This window comes from Ruegeria sp. CDSC085 (genome assembly GCF_059610465.1).
In genome coordinates this window covers 242,848-262,349 of record NZ_JBXWNR010000003.1, presented here as the reverse complement: position 1 = coordinate 262,349, position 19,502 = coordinate 242,848, and the positions used below count along the sequence as shown (strand labels likewise).

Annotated in this window: 19 protein-coding genes and 1 riboswitch; of the genes, 17 read left to right on the top strand and 2 right to left on the bottom strand. The window is 57.1% G+C overall.

Annotated elements, in window-relative coordinates; translation table 11 throughout:
- Positions 1–107 precede the first annotated feature (107 nt).
- The 8 genes from AC2FJB_RS07650 (at position 108) to cmk (ending at position 8,201) form a co-directional block, all read left to right on the top strand.
- Complete coding sequence (locus AC2FJB_RS07650; RefSeq protein WP_496717785.1) at positions 108–1,130, top strand: PhoH family protein; 1,023 nt, start codon at positions 108–110, stop codon at positions 1,128–1,130.
- Between the two features lie 36 nt (positions 1,131–1,166).
- Entirely contained in the window at positions 1,167–1,661 is a 495-nt protein-coding gene (gene ybeY, locus AC2FJB_RS07645; protein ID WP_496717784.1) for an rRNA maturation RNase YbeY, read from the top strand.
- A gap of 36 nt (positions 1,662–1,697) precedes the next feature.
- Positions 1,698–2,585, top strand: coding sequence for a hemolysin family protein (locus AC2FJB_RS07640; protein WP_496676688.1), 888 nt, complete (start codon positions 1,698–1,700; stop codon positions 2,583–2,585).
- Positions 2,582–4,087 (top strand): apolipoprotein N-acyltransferase, encoded by a 1,506-nt coding sequence (lnt, locus tag AC2FJB_RS07635; protein WP_496717783.1) that lies wholly within the window; start codon positions 2,582–2,584, stop codon positions 4,085–4,087. Before AC2FJB_RS07640 ends, lnt begins: the two co-directional genes overlap by 4 nt.
- A gap of 41 nt (positions 4,088–4,128) precedes the next feature.
- Positions 4,129–4,178, top strand: a riboswitch (SAM-SAH riboswitch).
- 5 nt (positions 4,179–4,183) lie between these two features.
- A complete protein-coding gene (metK, locus tag AC2FJB_RS07630) occupies positions 4,184–5,365 on the top strand; it encodes a methionine adenosyltransferase (RefSeq protein ID WP_117869792.1) in 1,182 nt (393 codons plus the stop codon).
- A 96-nt stretch (positions 5,366–5,461) separates the two neighbouring features.
- Entirely contained in the window at positions 5,462–6,172 is a 711-nt protein-coding gene (trmB, locus tag AC2FJB_RS07625) for a tRNA (guanosine(46)-N7)-methyltransferase TrmB (RefSeq protein ID WP_496717782.1), read from the top strand.
- Between the two features lie 68 nt (positions 6,173–6,240).
- On the top strand, positions 6,241–7,587 hold the full coding sequence (gene aroA / locus AC2FJB_RS07620) for a 3-phosphoshikimate 1-carboxyvinyltransferase (protein ID WP_496717781.1): 1,347 nt from the start codon (positions 6,241–6,243) through the stop codon (positions 7,585–7,587).
- Positions 7,584–8,201 carry a (d)CMP kinase gene (cmk, locus tag AC2FJB_RS07615; RefSeq protein WP_496717779.1) on the top strand — a complete coding sequence of 206 codons (618 nt, stop codon included), beginning with the start codon at positions 7,584–7,586 and terminating at the stop codon, positions 8,199–8,201. The genes aroA and cmk overlap by 4 nt, the downstream gene beginning before the upstream one ends.
- A gap of 24 nt (positions 8,202–8,225) precedes the next feature.
- Here the strand turns inward: cmk and AC2FJB_RS07610 are convergent, their stop codons facing one another.
- Positions 8,226–8,702, bottom strand: a complete 477-nt coding sequence (locus AC2FJB_RS07610; RefSeq protein WP_496717778.1) for a YHS domain-containing (seleno)protein — start codon at positions 8,700–8,702, stop codon at positions 8,226–8,228.
- Between the two features lie 217 nt (positions 8,703–8,919).
- On the opposite strand from AC2FJB_RS07610, the gene AC2FJB_RS07605 reads away from it, so the two are divergent.
- From AC2FJB_RS07605 to AC2FJB_RS07565, 9 genes are all read left to right on the top strand, one after another.
- Positions 8,920–9,456, top strand: coding sequence for a hypothetical protein (locus AC2FJB_RS07605; RefSeq protein ID WP_496717776.1), 537 nt, complete (start codon positions 8,920–8,922; stop codon positions 9,454–9,456).
- A gap of 209 nt (positions 9,457–9,665) precedes the next feature.
- Entirely contained in the window at positions 9,666–11,351 is a 1,686-nt protein-coding gene (locus tag AC2FJB_RS07600; protein ID WP_299640755.1) for a tryptophan halogenase family protein, read from the top strand.
- 125 nt (positions 11,352–11,476) lie between these two features.
- Positions 11,477–11,779: a DUF6525 family protein gene (locus tag AC2FJB_RS07595; protein WP_371415271.1), complete on the top strand. Its 303-nt coding sequence runs from the start codon at positions 11,477–11,479 to the stop codon at positions 11,777–11,779.
- 248 nt (positions 11,780–12,027) lie between these two features.
- The gene (gene rpsA, locus AC2FJB_RS07590; protein ID WP_117869783.1) at positions 12,028–13,704 is read left to right on the top strand and encodes a 30S ribosomal protein S1; all 1,677 of its coding nucleotides are present in this window, start codon (positions 12,028–12,030) and stop codon (positions 13,702–13,704) included.
- A gap of 270 nt (positions 13,705–13,974) precedes the next feature.
- Positions 13,975–14,259 (top strand): integration host factor subunit beta, encoded by a 285-nt coding sequence (ihfB, locus tag AC2FJB_RS07585; RefSeq protein ID WP_050603110.1) that lies wholly within the window; start codon positions 13,975–13,977, stop codon positions 14,257–14,259.
- A gap of 7 nt (positions 14,260–14,266) precedes the next feature.
- Positions 14,267–14,617 carry a lipopolysaccharide assembly protein LapA domain-containing protein gene (locus AC2FJB_RS07580; protein ID WP_162896806.1) on the top strand — a complete coding sequence of 117 codons (351 nt, stop codon included), beginning with the start codon at positions 14,267–14,269 and terminating at the stop codon, positions 14,615–14,617.
- A gap of 11 nt (positions 14,618–14,628) precedes the next feature.
- A complete protein-coding gene (locus AC2FJB_RS07575; protein WP_496676525.1) occupies positions 14,629–15,270 on the top strand; it encodes a phosphoribosylanthranilate isomerase in 642 nt (213 codons plus the stop codon).
- Positions 15,271–15,504: 234 nt separating this feature from the next.
- Positions 15,505–16,752: a tryptophan synthase subunit beta gene (gene trpB / locus AC2FJB_RS07570; protein WP_496676528.1), complete on the top strand. Its 1,248-nt coding sequence runs from the start codon at positions 15,505–15,507 to the stop codon at positions 16,750–16,752.
- Positions 16,753–17,477: 725 nt separating this feature from the next.
- Positions 17,478–19,073 carry an Ig-like domain-containing protein gene (locus tag AC2FJB_RS07565; RefSeq protein ID WP_496717774.1) on the top strand — a complete coding sequence of 532 codons (1,596 nt, stop codon included), beginning with the start codon at positions 17,478–17,480 and terminating at the stop codon, positions 19,071–19,073.
- Positions 19,074–19,125: 52 nt separating this feature from the next.
- On the opposite strand, the gene AC2FJB_RS07560 is transcribed toward AC2FJB_RS07565, so the two are convergent.
- Positions 19,126–19,500, bottom strand: a complete 375-nt coding sequence (locus AC2FJB_RS07560; RefSeq protein ID WP_117869777.1) for a DUF2237 family protein — start codon at positions 19,498–19,500, stop codon at positions 19,126–19,128.
- Between the last annotated feature and the right edge of the window lie 2 nt (positions 19,501–19,502).

The following is a 19,502-nucleotide window of genomic DNA, read 5'->3' as shown; positions in this document are numbered from 1 at the left end:
GTGATCGGCGCTTTTGTCATCTGTGGGTTTATTTTTGAAACTGTGGCTTGCGCCCACCGAGATTTGTTGTCTACGCTCGGGGTGAACTGCCAAGACAGGAGAACGGATTGGCCATCGGTGCCCTGACCCCACCGCAAGATGAAATGCCCCAACGCGAGGCGTTTGTAGAGTTTCCCGACAACCGATTGTTGATTGACCTGTGTGGCGAATACGACCGCAATCTGACCGACATCGAAAGCAAGCTTTCCGTCCAGATCGTACGCCGCGGCAATCAGCTTGTCGTGATGGGCGATGAAGACGCTCAGAAGCAGGCTATTGAGGTGCTGCAATCCCTTTACACGCGGTTGGAAGGCGGGCGCGAGGTTGAGGCCGCGGACGTGGACCGGGAACTGCGGATGGGTGTTTCGGAACAGGGGACCGGCAGCCGCGACGGCGACCAGCTTGAAATGTTCAAGGGCGGTTCAGTCGAGATCAAGACCCGCAAGAAACTGGTCGAACCGCGTACGGACGCTCAGAAGGCTTATGTGCAGTCACTGTTTCAAAACGAGCTTGCCTTCGGCATCGGGCCAGCTGGCACGGGTAAAACCTATCTTGCCGTCGCTGTTGGTGTGTCGATGTTTATTGGCGGACATGTGGATCGAATCATCCTGAGCCGTCCCGCCGTCGAGGCGGGTGAGAAACTGGGTTATCTACCGGGTGACATGAAGGACAAGGTCGATCCCTACATGCAGCCGCTTTACGATGCGCTGAATGATTTCCTGCCCGGCAAGCAGCTGGCTAAGCTGATCGAGGAAAAACGAATCGAAATAGCACCGCTGGCGTTCATGCGTGGACGCACGTTGGCCAATGCTTTTGTGGTGTTGGACGAAGCACAGAACGCCACGACCATGCAGATGAAGATGTTCCTGACTCGTCTGGGCGAGGGCAGCCGCATGGTAATCACCGGCGACAGGTCTCAGGTGGATTTGCCACGCGGAGTTCAGTCTGGGCTCCAGGATGCGGAAAGACTGTTGAAAACGATTCCCAATATCAGTTTCAACTATTTCACGTCGAAGGATGTGGTGCGTCACCCGCTTGTGGCCGCGATCATCGAGGCTTATGAGGCTGATACGGGCCGCGAAACCAGTTGAGTGCAAGGCTCATTCACAGGGCTGTTGTACGATAAGATGAATTTGGAACTCACTGTCGAAGACGACCGGTGGCAAGGGCTTGATTCTTTGTCGCGGCAGGCGATCTCTGCGGTTCTGTCCTATGCGGAACTGGACCCGGGGTGTTGCGAGGTCAGCGTTCTGGGTTGCGATGACGCGCGCATTTCGGAACTGAATGCCGAGTTTCGCGGCAAACCAACCGAAACCAACGTTCTGAGCTGGCCGGCTGAAGATTTGTCCCCGGACCAAGCCGGACAAGTGCCCCAACCGCCCGAGCCGGATTTCACCGGTGAAATCCCTCTGGGTGATATTGCAATTTCCTTCGACACATGTGCACGGGAGGCCGATGAGGCAGGCATGGACTTTGACGATCACGTCGTTCATCTGCTTGTCCACGGAACGTTGCATTTGCTGGGATATGATCACATTCGTGACCCCGATGCCGCTCTGATGGAAGGGATTGAGGTCGAGATACTTGGCAAGTTAGGTATAGATGACCCATATAAGGTATGAAGTGGGTCAGGTGACCCGATTAGTTGGAACAAGGTAATGGGCGAAACAGACGGCAGTTCTAGGGCGGCGCAAAGCGCGCAATCTCAGGACAGCAGCAATAATACTCAAGAGAAAAGCGGGTTTATTTCCCGAATTTTCGATGCGTTCTCGGGTCAAGAGAGTCAACAAAACCCGGTGGTAAACGGGCAGAGTGCAGCGGTGGCTCAGCCCCGCGGGATGATGAACCTGCGCCGGATGCGCGTCGAAGACGTGGCCATTCCCACGGCTGAGATCATCGCGGTCCCTTCTACCATCACCAAGGATGAACTGGCAGATGTGTTCCGGGACAGTGGATTGTCCAGAATCCCGGTCTATGAAGGAACACTGGATACGCCGCTGGGCTTTGTTCACCTCAAGGATTTCGCACTGACCCATGGTTTCAATGGCGGTGCGGACAAGTTTGACCTGAAATCCATGTTGCGCACGCTTCTGTTCGTGCCGCCTTCGATGCCAATTGGTGTCCTGCTGACCAAGATGCAGACCGAACGTCGCCATATGGCGTTGGTGATTGATGAGTATGGCGGCGTGGATGGGCTGCTGACTATCGAAGACCTGATAGAACAGGTCGTAGGTGAGATCGCGGACGAACACGATGCAGCCGAAGATCAGCTCTGGGTGCAGGAAAAGCCGGGCTGCTACCTGGTGCAGGCTCGTGTGCCGCTTGAGGACTTCGAGGCTGAGATCGGCCGGTCCCTGACCAGCCATGAGGACGTGGATGAAGAAGACATCGATACGCTGGGCGGGCTTGTTTTCATGCTGTCCGGGCGTGTTCCGGCGCGCGGCGAGGTCGTGATCCATCCTGAAGGCCCGGAATTCGAAGTGGTTGACGCCGACCCGCGGCGCATCAAACGGTTGCGCGTCATGCTACCGGACGTTGCTGCATGACGCCTGTCCGGGGCTGGCCGTTATCGTTTAGATTGTTCGCCTCCGCCGCTCTGGGCGCGATCGGTGCTTTTGGTCAAGCACCGCATGGGCATTGGGGCGCTGCGGTTCTTGCGCTGATTTTGATCGTTCCGGTTTTCCTTGCCAGTGAAACCCGCGCTCGCGCGGGTTGGGTCGGCTGGTTTTTCGCCACCGGCTATTTTGCGCATGCACTCAGCTGGATCATCGAGCCTTTTCAGGTGGACGCAGAGCGCCATGCCTGGATGGCACCGTTTGCGCTGGTGTTCATGGCCGGCGGGCTTGCCTTGTTCTGGGCTGTCGCCTTTCGACTGTCACGACATTTCGGCGCAACGGCCATGCGACAAAGCATTTTTCTGGTTGTGACGCTGTCTCTGGCCGAACTGGCTCGGGGTTACGTACTGACCGGGTTCCCATGGGCCGGTGTGGCGCAAATCTGGGTGGATACACCTATGGCGCAGTTGCTGTCTCTGGTGGGGCCGTATGGCCTAAATGCGCTGACATATGCCGTGGCGTTTCCAATAGGGGCCACATTGGTTCAGGAAAGACGCTTGCAGGCGCTGGCCTGGCCACTGAGTTTTGCAGCTGTGATGGTAGTCCTGACGATGGGCTATGCGTCGATACGGCCAAGGGTTCAGGACGGCCCGCACACAGTTCGTATTGTTCAGCCCAACGCGCCGCAGCACCAAAAGTGGGACCCGGCGTATGCGCCTTTGTTCTTCGCCCGTCAGATTGAGTATTCCGCCGCTTTGCCCAGACCGGACCTGATCGTCTGGCCCGAGACCGCAGTTCCGGCCTGGCTGGGCGGCGCACAACCGTATTTGGCCTCCATCACGGATGCAGCTCAGGGGACGGCTGTGGTTTTGGGGATCCAGCGCGGAGACGGTCCGAGGATCTTTAACTCGATGGTCTATCTGGATGAAGCCGGGCGGCAGAGCGGTCTATATGACAAACACCATTTGGCCCCGTTTGGAGAATATGTACCTCTTGGCGATTTGATGGGCCGTTTTGGGATTTATGGGCTGGCGGCCACAGCGGGGCATGGATTCAGCGCGGGGCCAGGGCCCGATCTCTTAGATTTTGGCAAAATGGGAAAGGCGTTGCCTCTGATCTGTTACGAAGCCGTGTTCCCGCAGGGTGTAAACGGGGCGCCGGGTCGGGCAGACTTTCTGTTGCAGATCACCAACGACGCATGGTTCGGAACTCGTTCGGGACCGTTTCAACACTTGGCACAAGCCCGGATGAGGGCGATTGAGCAGGGTCTGCCAATGATCCGCTCGGCCAATACCGGAATATCGGCGATGATTGACCCGCTGGGTCAGGTCACGGCCTCATTGGCTTTAGGCAAGGCGGGATACGTGGATGCGATCCTGCCGCAACCACAACAGCCAACAGTTTATTCCCGCATCGGGGACAGCCCTGTTCTTGCGACGCTATTGTTTCTTGCTGCGCTGGTGTGGTTTAGCATCCGTCGCCTGAGCAAATAATTAGAGATTGACCCCATCTTGAAGCGCGCGTATGCGTCTGTGACCTGTCACAACGGCTTCCTGGCGTGACGGAGAAACCCCTAATGGAGCGCATTTATGTCCCGACAGAACTATACATTTACTTCGGAATCCGTTTCCGAAGGGCATCCTGACAAGGTCTGCGACCGTATCTCGGATGCTGTCCTTGATGCATTTCTAAACGAAGAACCAGAAGCCCGTGTGGCCTGCGAAACCTTTGCAACAACCAACCGGGTTGTGATTGGCGGTGAAGTAGGCCTGACTGATCAAGACAAGCTGCACGATTACATGGGGCGCATCGAACAGATCGCTCGTGATTGTGTGAAAGACATCGGTTACGAGCAGGACAAGTTTCACCACGAAACTGTCGAGGTAACCAACCTGCTGCATGAACAATCCGCCCATATCGCTCAGGGCGTTGATGCTGCGGACAACAAGGACGAGGGTGCCGGCGACCAGGGCATCATGTTTGGTTATGCCACGACTGAAACTCCGGAGCTGATGCCTGCACCGATCCAGTATTCGCACGCTATCCTGCGGCGTCTCGCGGAAGTACGCAAGAACGGCACCGAACCCGCTTTGGGCCCCGATGCAAAGTCGCAGCTGTCAGTCGTTTATCGCGACGGCAAGCCGGTCGGCGTTAGCTCGATCGTTCTGTCTACGCAGCACCTGGATGAAGCGTTGTCTTCGGATGATATCCGCGCCATCGTCGAGCCTTATATCCGTGAAACCCTGCCTGACGGCTGGCTGTCGGCTGAAACCGAATGGCACGTCAACCCGACCGGCAAATTCGTTATCGGCGGACCGGATGGTGACGCGGGCCTGACCGGGCGCAAGATCATCGTGGACACCTATGGCGGCGCGGCCCCGCATGGCGGCGGCGCGTTCTCGGGCAAAGACCCGACCAAGGTTGACCGTTCGGCAGCATACGCAGCACGCTATCTGGCCAAAAACGTCGTGGCGGCTGGCATGGCCGAACGCTGCACGATTCAGCTGAGCTATGCGATTGGCGTGTCCAAGCCGCTGTCGATCTATGCCGACACGCATGGTACCGGCCAATTGGCGGATGCGGCAATCGAGAAAGCCGTGGGTGAGGTCATGGATCTCACGCCGCGAGGCATTCGCCAGCATCTTCAGCTGAACAAGCCGATCTACCAACGCACAGCGGCTTATGGCCACTTTGGTCGCCAGCCGAGTGAAGACGGTGGTTTCAGCTGGGAGCGCACCGATCTGGTCGATGCGTTGAAATCCGCAGTCTGATCTGAACAACACAAAGCGCGCCTTTCAGGGCGCGCTTTTACCTTGTGCGTACCGCGCCCCTTGCAACGTTCTCTGGCGCGCAGTATGGCGACCGCCATGAGCACCGAAACCCCACAACGCCCGCGCAGAAATTTCTATGGCCGCTTCAAGGGCAAGACCCTGAAGCCCAGCCAAAAGACCTATCTGAACGAAGATCTGGCTACTTTGTCGCCCGGCGCGGTGGACTGGGACACCAACCCTGAGCGCAGGCCGCTGGACTTGAACAAGTTGTTCGGCGGCAAGCCGGTCTGGCTGGAAATCGGCTTTGGCGGCGGCGAGCATCTGGTTCATCAGGCGCAAAGCAACCCCGACATCGGCATCATCGGGGCCGAGCCCTATATCAACGGCGTTGCCATGCTGCTGGGCAAAATCCGACAGGCCGGGGTTGAGAACCTTGCCGTGCATCCCGGCGATGCCCGCGACCTATTCGACGTGCTGCCAGAGGCCAGTATATCGCGCGCCTTTCTTCTGTATCCCGATCCGTGGCCCAAAATCCGGCATCATCGTCGCCGTTTCGTGACACCGGAACATCTTGAGCCGTTGGCGAAGGTATTGAAACCCGGATCGATCTTCCGGGTCGCTACGGACATCCCCGACTATGTGCGGCAGACACTGGAGGAAGTCCCCCGCGCCGGGTTCGAGTGGTTGGCCGAACGCCCCGCAGATTGGCGCGAGCCGTGGGAGGACTGGATTTCCACGCGCTACGAGCAGAAGGCCTTGCGCGAAGGTCGCACGCCCCATTACCTGACCTTCCGCCGCAAAGACTGATTGCCGCTGGACCAACCGGTGCCAATTCGCTAATCGGCTTGAGCACTGATAGCGCAAAAGGAGCCCCCATGTCCGGACACGGAACGCCCATCCCGATGACCTCGCATCCCTGCGGCCCGCTGACCGGCACGGCAGAGGTGCCCGGGGACAAGTCGATTTCGCACCGGTCGCTGATCCTCGGCGCGATGGCGGTGGGCGAGACCAGGATCTCGGGTTTGCTCGAAGGTGAGGACGTGTTGGACACCGCAAAGGCAATGCGGGCCTTCGGGGCTGAAGTCACAGATCATGGTGGCGGCGAATGGACCGTGCACGGCGTGGGTGTCGGCGGGTTTGCCGAACCGGATCAGGTGATTGACTGCGGCAATTCCGGCACCGGGGTGCGGCTGATCATGGGTGCCATGGCGACCTCGCCGATTGCGGCGACGTTTACCGGGGATGCCAGCCTGAACAAGCGTCCCATGGCGCGGGTGACAGATCCGCTTGAGTTGTTTGGTGCGCAGGCCGTGGGCCGCTCGGGTGGGCGTTTGCCCATGACGATCGTCGGTGCGGCGGACCCGACTCCGGTCCGGTACGAAGTTCCGGTACCCTCAGCTCAGGTGAAATCCGCCGTCCTGCTGGCGGGGCTGAATGCCCCCGGTAAAACCGTGGTTATCGAAAAAGAGGCGACCCGCGATCATTCCGAGCGGATGTTGTCCGGGTTCGGTGCCGAAATTACGGTGGAAGACACTGATGAAGGCCGGGTCATCACTTTGACCGGGCGCCCCGAATTGAAGCCGCAAGTCATCGCCGTTCCCCGTGACCCGTCCAGCGCGGCCTTCCCGGTTTGTGCGGCGCTGATTACGCCTGGCTCCGATGTGCTGGTGCCCGGCATCGGCCTGAACCCCACACGGGCAGGCCTATTCACGACGCTGCGCGAGATGGGCGCGGATCTGACCTATGAAAACGAGCGCGAAGAGGGCGGCGAGCCGGTTGCCGATCTGCGCGCGAAATACTCGCCAAACATGAAGGGCATTGATGTACCGCCAGAACGCGCGGCCTCGATGATCGACGAATATCCGGTTTTGTCCGTGGTTGCCGCAAACGCCACGGGTACGACGATGATGGGCGGAGTGAAGGAACTCCGGGTGAAAGAAAGCGACCGCATCGATGCCATGGCGCGCGGTCTGCGAGCCAACGGCGTCGCGGTCAACGAGGGTGACGACTGGTGGTCGGTCGAAGGGTTGGGTATCGGCAAGGTTCCGGGCGGCGGAACGTGCGAAAGCTTCCTGGATCACCGCATTGCCATGTCGTTCATGGTGATGGGCATGGGCGCGCAGAACCCGGTAAGCGTGGATGATGGTGGCCCGATCGCGACATCCTTCCCGATTTTTGAGCCGTTGATGGCGTCGCTTGGGGCAAAGGTAGAGCGCAGTTGAGCTTCACTGTCGCCATTGACGGACCTGCGGCTGCGGGCAAGGGCACGATCTCCAAGGCCGTGGCGGCGCATTTCGGGTTTTCCCATCTGGACACTGGCTTGCTGTATCGGGCCGTCGGACGGCGTACCCTCGAAGGGGTTGGCGCGCTTGAAGCCGCGCAGTCCCTGACGGCTGAAGAGCTTGAGCAGGGTGATTTGCGCACGGCTGAAATCGCGCAGGCCGCATCCAAAGTGGCGGTGATTCCCGAGGTTCGCGCCGCCTTGGTGGATTTTCAGCGCGCCTTTGCCCGAAGGTCAGGTGGGGCCGTCTTGGATGGGCGCGACATCGGGACGGTGATTTGTCCCAATGCCGAGGTGAAGCTGTTTGTAACGGCCAGCCCAGAAGTGCGAGCCGAACGCCGGTTTTTGGAGCTTAGTGCAAAAGGTGCTGACGTGACGCGCGAACGGGTTCTGGCGGATGTCAAAGAGCGGGATGCGCGGGACGCAGAGCGCAGCGCTGCGCCGATGAAGCCAGCTGAGGATGCGGTGCAACTGGATACAACAGATCTCAGCATCGAGGCTGCATTGGCAAAAGCGCTTGAAATCATCAGCGCAAAACTGCCCGCGACGCGCTGACGTCGCAGGCAGAGGGGGCAGAACTTACAGCTCGCCTACGGCGATGCTCTTGATATTTGCCCACTGTCCGTCCGCCGTTTTTGCGGTGGCGGGAACGTCCTTCAGGAAGGCGGCGCGGGTTTCGGCGTTCAGGAACAGGTACAGTTTTCCATCTACTACCAGGTACTGATCCGGGTCTCCGTCGAACTTCTTGCCGACCGATACGCCGAACGAGCAGAACCCACCATGCTGCGGCAGGTAGGCCGCCGGGTTCGCCTCGAACGCCTCGAGGTTGGCGGCGGTGGTGAAGTAATAGGATGCACCATCGTAGGTCGCCGAGTGGGTGGCGAAGCCTTCGACCGGATTGCCATCATTGACCAATGCAACCAGATCGACCCCATGTGCGGCAAGCGGGGCACCTGCGGCCGAGATGCCGTTTGACACGTTGATTTCGTCGGCGGCAAAGGCCGGGGTGGACAGGGCGATGGCGGCTGCCAGGGCGGTGAAGACGATAGTTTTCATTACACGTTTCCTTTCGGTTCTGGGTTCGGGCCGACTGGATCGTCGACCGGCAAAACATAGATAGGGGATGAAAGCTGGACGTATAATCGCAGATAGACCATCAGATATTGCAGATCGTTCAAGTATCTGAATGATAGTAAGGTGCGTTCACTAAGCTTTGTTTGGTCAGTGCGGGTTTTTGTACATATGCTGAAAGAATGCCCGCAGGAGTGTCATCATGATCCGATTAGCCCTCATTCTTGTCTTCACTGCCGGAAGCCTTGCCGCGCAAGAGACAGTGCAAAGCCCACCCGTAGTCGAACCGCCGATGACCTACGAACGCCTGGGCAACATTCTTTTTGCGCTTGACCCCGAAGCTGAGCCGAGTGGTCCCGGGTTCCAATTGGCGGTCGCAGGCGTACAGGTTTTGATCATCACCGACGTCAATGCGGATCGGATGCGGGCCATGGTCCCGATCCGCAGCGCCGAGGCCCTGTCGGAGGAAAATTTGATCCGAATGATGCAGGCCAATTTCGACAGCACGTTGGATGCACGTTACGCAATCGCCAATGGCACCTTGTGGGCTGCATTTATCCACCCGTTGTCCTTGCTGGAAAAAGACCAATTCATCTCGGGGCTGGCTCAGACTGTGAACATCGCCAAGACGTATGGCACCCTGTATTCCGGTGGTGCAGCAGAGTTCGGAGGCGGCGACAGCACTGATCTGCAACGCGCTCTGATTGAAGAACTGCTGAAGAAAGGCGAGGAAATCTGACCTGCACCGTGAATACGTGTTTGGCGTGACACCAACCGATTGGCAGGCGTTGCAAGACCACGCGTTCATGCCGGTTCGTCATAGACCCTAGATGGATGCAGGAAAGCTGCTATAGTTTCTCCCCAGCGAAAAGGGAAAGCTGCGATACAACCCGGTAAAAAACAGGGACGCAGCTAAAAAATTTCCCAAGCCAACAGGGACAAAACTACATGAGCAATCGTTTGAACAAAATCACCATCGTGGGTGGCGGTACGGCTGGATGGATGACCGCACTGATCCTGGACATGGTGCTTTCACGTACGTCAGGGCCCAAGGATCGACCGAAAATCTGCCTGATCGAAAGCCCGAATATCTCCACCGTAGGCGTGGGTGAGGCTACTGTTCCACGCATGCCTGTCACGCTGCGCCAGGCGGGCATTTCGGAACGGAGTTTCTTTCGCGAGACCAACGCATCCTTCAAGCTGGGTGTGAAATTCTGCAATTGGAACAACGACGCCAAGGGCAATCGCATCGATTACATGAACCCCTTTGCCCACGGCCAGATGCTGGAGGGGCTGGAGGCCGCCGAATTTTTCCTGCGCTTCGGCAACGGAGACCGGGATTTTACACAGTCCATCTCGCCGCATGATGATCTGGCCCGCCTGTGCAAAGGGGCGCGTCAGTTGGGTCAGCCGGAATTCGAGCAACGGTTTGGGTATGCCTATCACCTGGATGCCGTAAAGTTTGCCGGCATGCTGACCAGGGTCTGCACGAAGCGCGGAGTGGAGCATATCCAGGATGAGGTGCAAACGGTTGAACTGGATGAACAGGGCAATGTCAGTCATCTCATGCTGGAGGCAAAAGGCCGCCATGACGTTGAGATGGTCGTGGATTGCACCGGGTTTCGGGGGCTGATCATCAACAAGGCTCTCGGTGAGCCATTTTTGGACTACTCCGACTATCTGCCCAATGATCGAGCCATGGCGTTGCAGATCGAGCATCCGGATCCCGACAAGATCGAAAGCGCCACAAGATCCACCGCTTTGGGCGCAGGTTGGACATGGCGGGTGCCGCTCTATAACCGTGTGGGCACAGGTTATGTGTATTCGTCTGCGCATCGTACGGATGACCAGGCGGCGGACGAATACCTTGAATGGCTGGGTGACAGTGGCAAAGGACTGACACCGCGGGTAATCCCGATGCGCGTTGGTCGCGTGCGCAACGCCTGGGTCAAGAATTGCGTGGCGATAGGTCTGTCCGGCGGGTTTATTGAGCCGCTGGAAAGCACCGCAATCCATATGATTGACCATGCGATACGCTGGTTCGCCGAGCATTTGCCTACGCGAGACATCGAGCCCTCGCTGAGGGACAGATACAATCGGCAGATGGACAAGCTGTATAACGAGGTTCTGGAGTTCATCTGTTTGCACTATCGATTGGGCAACCGTACCGATGACCAATACTGGATCGACGCGCGCACCGAGATGAAGGTACCGGATCGGTTGGCTGAAAATCTTGAGCTGTGGCAGTATCGCCTGCCGATGGATCACGATATCGAGTTCGCCACACTGTTTGACAGCCGCGTTTATCAAACCGTTCTATTGGGCAAACAGGTCTATGATACAGGCTATGGTTCAGGCATCCGCGACCGTCTTCGGCCATTGAAGAAACCTCTTTGGTTCCAGGGTATGAAGAACGCGAAAGTGGATCTGGCGAAGATCATCAAGTCGATGCCGGATCACAAAACACTGTTGCGCGATATCCGGGGGGAACTTGAGCAACCTGCCTTTGGAATGGCGGCGGCAATGAAACCGACAGTGGCGATGCCGGGCGCGGCACCTGCTCCGGTTGTTGTCGAAAACATGCCGAACTTTGCTGAAATCCAAAGCGGTAAGAAGGATCTGCAACTGTTCTGAAGGCTCTCTGCCCGTCGCGCAGGGAGTATTATTAGGAAAGGCGGGGCGCAAAGGTCCCGTCTTTTCTGCTTCCGACCCGCTCATCGTAGTGTAATGTAATCACATATATCTTACGAAGGGCGAACGTGGTGCGACAACAGAAGAAACAAGGGCAAACAAGGGGTCGGAACTTGCAGAGCAACCTCAAACGCAGGAGACGACAGGCGGCACCAATGCAGGTTTACGATTCTTTGCCGTCAGGTTTGCGGCAGTGGTTGGCCACGGCAAGCTTGCCGTGGAGCCCCGTTTCGGCGCAGAAGATCTGGAACCGGGCTGGAGGTGCGCGCAACCCTTCCGCAGCGCTGATGAGACTGGACGCAATCGAACAGGCCATGCTGCGGCGCGATGCCGGGGTTTGGACCTTCAAAACCTGCAACGAGCCCAGGTAAAGACCTTCCAAACCTTGAAAACATGGGCTTTGCCCTTGCACATACCGGGGAATCCGCTTATACGCGCGCTGTCGATACAAGGGCGGTCAACGTCCGGAAGACGTTTCTGAGCAGGGCCGGGTTACCTCGGCCCTTTGTGTTTGTTTGCTCAGGGGCGTACCGGGTCACGTCAGAAGACATCATGAATCAAGACCGGCGGAGACAACCGCTCGGCCAGTAAAAACGTATGTAAAGGAAAACACTGCCAGATGGCTGATACAACCATGGAGGAATTCGAAGCCCTCCTGAACGAAAGCTTCGAAATGGACACGCCCGAAGAGGGTTCTGTTGTCAAAGGCAAGGTACTGGCGATCGAAGCCGGCCAGGCCATCATCGACGTTGGCTACAAAATGGAAGGCCGCGTTGATCTGAAAGAATTCGCAAATCCCGGCGAAGCCCCTGAAATCGCTGTTGGTGACGAGGTAGAAGTTTACCTGCGCGCCGCAGAAAACGCCCGTGGCGAAGCCGTCATCTCACGCGAGATGGCCCGCCGTGAAGAGGCATGGGACCGTCTGGAAAAAGCATATGCCGACGACCAGCGCGTCGAAGGTGCAATCTTTGGTCGCGTCAAAGGTGGGTTCACCGTCGATCTGGGTGGCGCAGTTGCGTTCCTGCCCGGCTCGCAGGTTGACGTTCGCCCCGTGCGCGACGCTGGCCCACTGATGGGTCTGAAGCAGCCGTTCCAGATTCTGAAAATGGACCGTCGTCGTGGAAACATCGTTGTTTCGCGTCGTGCTATCCTGGAAGAATCGCGTGCTGAACAACGTGCCGAAGTTATTGGCAACCTGACCGAAGGTCAGACCGTCGAGGGTGTTGTCAAGAACATCACCGAATACGGTGCATTCGTTGACCTGGGCGGCGTTGACGGACTGCTGCACGTCACCGACATGGCATGGCGCCGTGTGAACCACCCATCCGAGATCCTGACGATCGGCGAAACCATCAAGGTTCAGGTCATCAAGATCAACAAAGAGACCCATCGCATCAGCCTGGGCATGAAGCAGTTGCAGGAAGATCCATGGGATCTGGTTGCTGCCAAGTACCCGCTGGGCTCGGTCCACCAGGGTCGCGTCACCAACATCACCGACTACGGCGCGTTCGTCGAGCTGGAAGCCGGTGTCGAAGGTCTGGTGCACGTATCCGAGATGTCCTGGACCAAGAAAAACGTCCACCCCGGCAAGATCGTTTCGACCAGCCAGGAAGTCGACGTCATGGTTCTGGAAATCGACGGCGCCAAGCGTCGCGTGTCTCTGGGCCTGAAGCAGACTCAGCGCAACCCATGGGAAGTGTTTGCAGAAACACACCCCGAGGGCACCGAGGTCGAAGGCGAAGTCAAGAACATCACCGAATTCGGTCTGTTCATTGGCCTCGAAGGCGACATCGACGGCATGGTTCACCTGTCGGACCTGTCCTGGGACGAGCGCGGAGAGGATGCCATCCAAAACTACCGTAAAGGCGACGTCGTTCAGGCGGTTGTCTCGGAAGTTGACGTTGAAAAAGAGCGTATCTCGCTTTCGATCAAAGCCCTGGGCGGTGACAAGTTCGCCGAAGCCGTGGGCGGCGTGAAGCGTGGTTCGATCGTGACAGTCGAAGTGACCGCAATCGAGGACGGCGGCATCGAGGTGGAATACGAAGGCATGAAATCCTTCATCCGCCGTTCGGACCTGTCGCGTGACCGTGCCGAACAACGCCCCGAGCGTTTCTCGGTCGGTGACAAGGTCGACGTTCGCGTCACCAATGTCGACAGCAAGACCCGCCGTCTGGGCCTGTCGATCAAGGCACGCGAGATCGCCGAAGAGAAAGAGGCCGTGCAACAGTATGGTTCCTCCGACTCGGGTGCATCTCTGGGTGATATCCTGGGTGCAGCGCTGAAGTCTGGCGACTAAGCCAAGGCCGCATCCCGAGTAAGGTTTTCGGCCTCGCATGACAGTGCGGGGCCGTTTTTGTTGCGAATCAATGTGTTCCGAACCGCGGGGTTAATGAGGGGATTGTTCGCGCAATAAGTGTGGAAATTGGCCTGACAAGCAAAATTTCGCGTGAGAATATGGCAAAATAAAGCCTCAATACGCAGAGTATCCGTTCCCCCTTTCCGGGTTTTTTCCTATACTGTCAAAACAGTAGACCTGTCACACCGGCTGCCTGGGAGGGTATCACGCATGATCCGTTCAGAATTGATTCAGAAAATCGCTGACGAAAACCCACATCTCTATCAGCGTGATGTCGAGCGGATCGTGAACACTGTATTCGAGGAAGTCACAGACGCCATGGCGCGCGGTGACCGTGTCGAGTTGCGGGGATTCGGTGCGTTTTCCGTAAAAAAACGCGACGCGCGAGTTGGACGCAACCCACGCACCGGTGAAACGGTGCAGGTCGAAGAAAAATGTGTGCCGTTTTTCAAAACTGGCAAGTTGCTCAGGGATCGATTGAACGGTAAAGCCTGACACTATGATGAGTTATCTTCGATATGCTTTTTTGGCAGCCCTCGGGATCGTCCTGATCTCAGTGTCTCTTGCCAATGTTCAACCCGTTAAGTTGAAACTGATGCCCGATGCTCTGGCCGAGCTTCTGGGCTTTAACCTCAGTGCGTCACTGCCGCTGTTTCTGGTGGTTTTGGGCGGTGTGGCAGCAGGATTGGTTATAGGCTTCCTGTGGGAATGGCTGCGGGAACACAAGCACCGCCGCGACGCGACCGTGAAGAAAACCGAAGTGCGCAAGCTTGAGCGAGAAGTCAAGAAGCTTAAGAAAAAGCAAAACGAAGGCAAGGACGACGTTCTTGCCCTTCTGGATGAGGCAAGCTGAGCCTAAACGCCATGCCTGACGTTCGGTTCAAAATCTGCGGTCTGACCGCGCCAGAGCATGTGCGTGCTGCGGCCGAAGCCGGGGCGGGTTATGTTGGATTTGTTTTCTTCCCGAAATCGCCACGCAATCTGGACGTTTCGCAGGCAGCAGAACTGGCGCATCTCGTCCCTGTTGGTGTTGCTAAGGTGGCTCTGGTCGTGAATGCCACTGACGAAGAGCTGGACGAGATCGTTTCGACTGTACCGCTTGATATGCTTCAATTGCACGGCAAGGAATCGCCCGAACGGGTGACCGAAGTGCGCGAGCGGTTTGGTTTGCCGGTGATGAAGGCCATCGGTGTGGCCGAAGCCGAGGATCTGGCGGCCATCGATCTTTACTCAGAAGTGGCTGATCAACTGCTGATCGATGCGAAACCGCCCAGAGAATCGGAATTGCCGGGCGGTAACGGGTTGGCTTTTGACTGGCGGCTGCTGGCCGGGCGGAAGTACTGGCGGCGCCCTTGGATGCTGGCCGGTGGCCTGACACCCCAGAATGTTGCCGAAGCTGTCCGGATGACGGGTGCCCGTCAGGTGGATGTCTCGTCCGGTGTTGAAAGCGCGCCGGGTGTAAAAGATGCGGGCTTGATCCGCGACTTTGCAACCGCTCTCGGGTGATCTGATACACAACTTGTTGCGTATCTCTCGAAATGGAGGGATGGAGTATGCTGGCAGCGGACCGCTTGGCCGATGTGAACAGTTTTCACCAATTTCCATGCATCGGCATCGCCAGCTCTGAGCAGGCGATCCAGGTTTGGCGTCAAAGCACGCAGGCGGCAGAATAATGTGTTTTGGCATGGCAAATCCCTTCGCCACCACCTATGAACATCGAATACGACGAGGGAGACACCCATGGCCAACGATCTTTTCAATTCCTTCATGTCGGGCCCTGACGAACAGGGACGTTTCGGCATCTTCGGCGGGCGTTTTGTCAGTGAAACACTGATGCCGCTGATCCTGTCGCTGGAAGAGGAATACAACAAGGCCAAGGATGATCCGACCTTCTGGGCCGAAATGGATGACCTCTGGGCAAACTATGTGGGTCGTCCTTCGCCGCTGTATTTCGCGGAACGCCTGACCGAACACCTGGGTGGGGCGAAGATCTATCTGAAACGTGACGAGCTGAACCACACCGGGGCACACAAGATCAACAACGTGCTGGGCCAGATCATTCTGGCGCGGCGCATGGGCAAGACGCGGATCATTGCTGAAACCGGGGCAGGGCAACACGGCGTGGCGACTGCTACCGTGTGTGCCAAGTTTGGCTTGAAATGCATCGTCTACATGGGCGCACATGACGTACAGCGTCAGGCCCCGAACGTATTCCGTATGCGTCTTCTGGGGGCCGAGGTGATCCCTGTGACCTCGGGTCGTGGGACACTTAAAGACGCTATGAACGACGCATTGCGCGATTGGGTGACCAATGTGCGTGACACGTTCTACTGTATCGGCACTGTGGCTGGTCCGCACCCCTATCCGGCAATGGTCCGCGATTTCCAGTCAATCATAGGCAAGGAAGCGAAAGAGCAGATGATGAAGGCCGAAGGCCGGTTGCCCGACACGATCATTGCGGCCATCGGCGGCGGTTCGAACGCGATGGGTTTGTTCTACCCGTTCCTCGACGACAAGGACGTCAACATCATAGGCGTCGAAGCGGGTGGAAAAGGTGTGAACGAGAAAATGGAACATTGCGCTTCCCTGACAGGCGGTCGGCCGGGCGTGCTGCACGGCAACCGGACCTATCTGCTGCAGGATGACGATGGCCAGATTCTCGAAGGTTATTCGATTTCAGCCGGGCTGGACTATCCGGGCATTGGGCCTGAACATTCCTGGCTGCACGAGATAGGCCGCGCGAATTACGTCTCGATCACAGACAAGGAAGCGCTCGAGGCGTTCCAGCTTTGCTGCGCCACCGAGGGGATCATCCCGGCGCTGGAGCCAAGTCACGCATTGGCACATGTGATGAAGATCGCACCGAAATTGCCCAAAGATCATCTGATCTGCATGAACATGTGTGGTCGCGGAGACAAGGACGTTCAGACCGTGGCCAAATATCTGAACTTCGACATGTCCGATACCGAAGGCCGTTCGGCAGATTGATTGGGAACCGGGGCCATGAGCCCCGGTTGTTCGTTCTCGGGCTCTGTAGCTGGAGAGAACATGAAAGAAATTATTCCTGGGCGACGGGTCCCGTGCCCCGAAGGTGGGTCGTGCAGAATGGCCAGAGCTGTGATAAGTCCTTCGACAGCGGAATAACCTAAAAAAGATTGTCACCAAGGCGCATTGAAGAACGATACAGAAGCCTGAGGATTCGCCGGCTGCCGTGAAATTGGGATCGACTTGCATGAATTTGTTTCCCAAAAAATACCAGTCGCGATCGTTATCTTCGATTGTTGCGATTGTTGCGGTTTTGCCGAGAATTAGTACCCTGCGCACCTTTAGCTTTTGCTTTGTACAGTCCTGGCTCGTTGAAAGGTTTCTCTGAGAAGACGCCTTGAAAACACAGGATTTCAGGATGCTTTCTGACTTGTTCCGCCTGTGCTTTAAGGTTTGTGCACGTCCATGTGACCCGCACGCCAAAGTTGAATCGTTTCCAATTCTATACAGCGTCTCAGAATTGATTTATCTATTTGGTAACTGGCGGTGTTGCGGCCGGTTCAGGGGAGTCTCTGCAGTAGATGGGACAATGGATGACGCTGTTCGGGACATAGTATCTTTGCCCCGGGCACCCTGGTGTTTAGCACCCTCGCGGTGCTGTAGGAGGTAAAATGGTTAGGTTCGCTATTTCGAGGCTCTTGTGTCTCTGTTTTCTGATTTCAGCACTCATGATCGGAAGCGCGAAAGAGGGCGCGGCCCTTGGGGGCAGCTTCATCATAACCTCGATTCCGACACCGAACGGGGGAAGCATCTTTTTTAACAATATCCCGCCTTCAGGCACTGCCTTTGTATCCCTGGGGGGCTCGGGGCAGGTTCCTGGCGGCAGTTTTTACTTTAACAACGGCATTCTGAACCAGACTGCGATCACGCCTGCCGGCTTGGCTTCCCTGGGCTATATCGGTGCGACCATTCTCAGTCAGGATGGCGCGAATTCCAGCTATGCGGCAGATGGATATCTGGGGATTACGTTTACAGCGCGTGAATCCGTCGGCGGGCCGCTTTACCGCTACGAGATCGCATTGTCCGGAGTAGCGAATACCCAAATCGTCAACACGCGTGTTCTGGTGGATACCACGCAGCCAACCGCAACGATCGGAGCTTTGACACCGACCGGCAGCGGAACTTTTCAAGCAACCATTACTCTGAGCGAGCCAAGTACCGACTTCACCGTAGGCGACCTGTCGGTCACGAATGCAACGGCTTCTATGACTGGGTCCGGCACCAGCTTTGTCGCCACTTTGACGCCTCAGAACAACGGAACCATCGAACTCTTCATTCCCGCGGGGGTGTTCTCGGATGCGGCCGGTAATCTGAACCTGGAATCTAACAGGGTCAGCACACTTCAAGCGGTGACAAATGCTCAACGTCAGATTCAGGCATTTCAGAACGCCCGGGCCAACAGCCTTGTGACGAACCAGCCTAAACTGACCCAGTTTTTGCAACGTTCCGGGTCGGGTGTTCTGGACAGTTCTGTAACCCAGGGCTCAGGGTATCTGAATTTCGCCAGTGATCCGTCGCGTCCCGTCTGGTTCAGTTTGACCGGGAACTGGAGCTCGCAGGATGATTTTGATAGCTCCTATGCACTGGCTGTTGTCGGGGCTCATCGTCAGGTCAGTTCGAACCTGTTGATCGGTGCTATGCTTCAGTTCGACTATGCCGAAACGGAAAACGGCCCGGCCAGCGTGGATGGCACGGGCTGGCTGGTTGGTCCCTATGTGGTGGCAAAAATGCCCAATCATGCGGTTTTTTTCGAGGGGCGTGTTCTTTATGGACAAGCCGACAACAACATCTCTCCGTTTGGGACCTACGAGGACAGTTTCGACAGTGATCGCTGGCTGGTCCAGTCGCGCGTGACCGGTGAGATAAAGCGTGGCGCCCTGACATTGATGCCATTGCTGGACGTGAGCTATGCCAGTGACGATCAGATAGCTTATGCCGATAGTCTGGGCAATCTGATTCCACAGCAGGATTTCAGTTTGACGACGGCACGGCTGGGTATGGATTTCAGCCACCCGCTGCAAGTGTCACGTGGAGAGATGATGCTGACGGGTGGACTGTCAGGGATTTGGAGCACGACTTCTGGAACTGGCACCGCTCCCGGCGTGACGCCGATTGGCGACACCGCCCGTGCCCGCGCGGATCTGGGCCTGGACTATCGGCTGGAAAACAACAGCTTGCTTGCAGCAAACGTGTTCTATGATGGCATCGGTGAAAGCGGTTTTGAAAACTACAGCATCAGCCTGATCTGGCAAATGGCATTCTGAACCGGGGGCGAGACTGGATCGCGGATCAGGTTTCGCCCGGGCGCAATGGCCGTCAGGCATTCGCCTTGTTCTGAAGCAAGATATCAAGTGGCACAATCTCAAGCGCTTGTTGGTGTGTTGCTTCCAGGTGAACCTTTGGGGCACATCCTTCGTCATGGGCCTGTAGGAACCGGCTGGCACACAGACACCAGCTGTCACCGGGCTTGAGGCCCGGGAAATCGAATTCGGGCCGAGCCGTGCTCAGATCATTGCCGACGTATTTCGAGAATGCCAGAAACTCGGCCGTCATCACCGCACAAACGGTATGGCTGCCCTGATCCTCGGGGCAGGTATTGCACGCACCATCCCGAAAGAACCCTGTCAGAGGATCGCGTGAGCAGGGCGTCAGAACGCCGCCAAGTACATTGATACTGTCTTGCTTTTGCATGA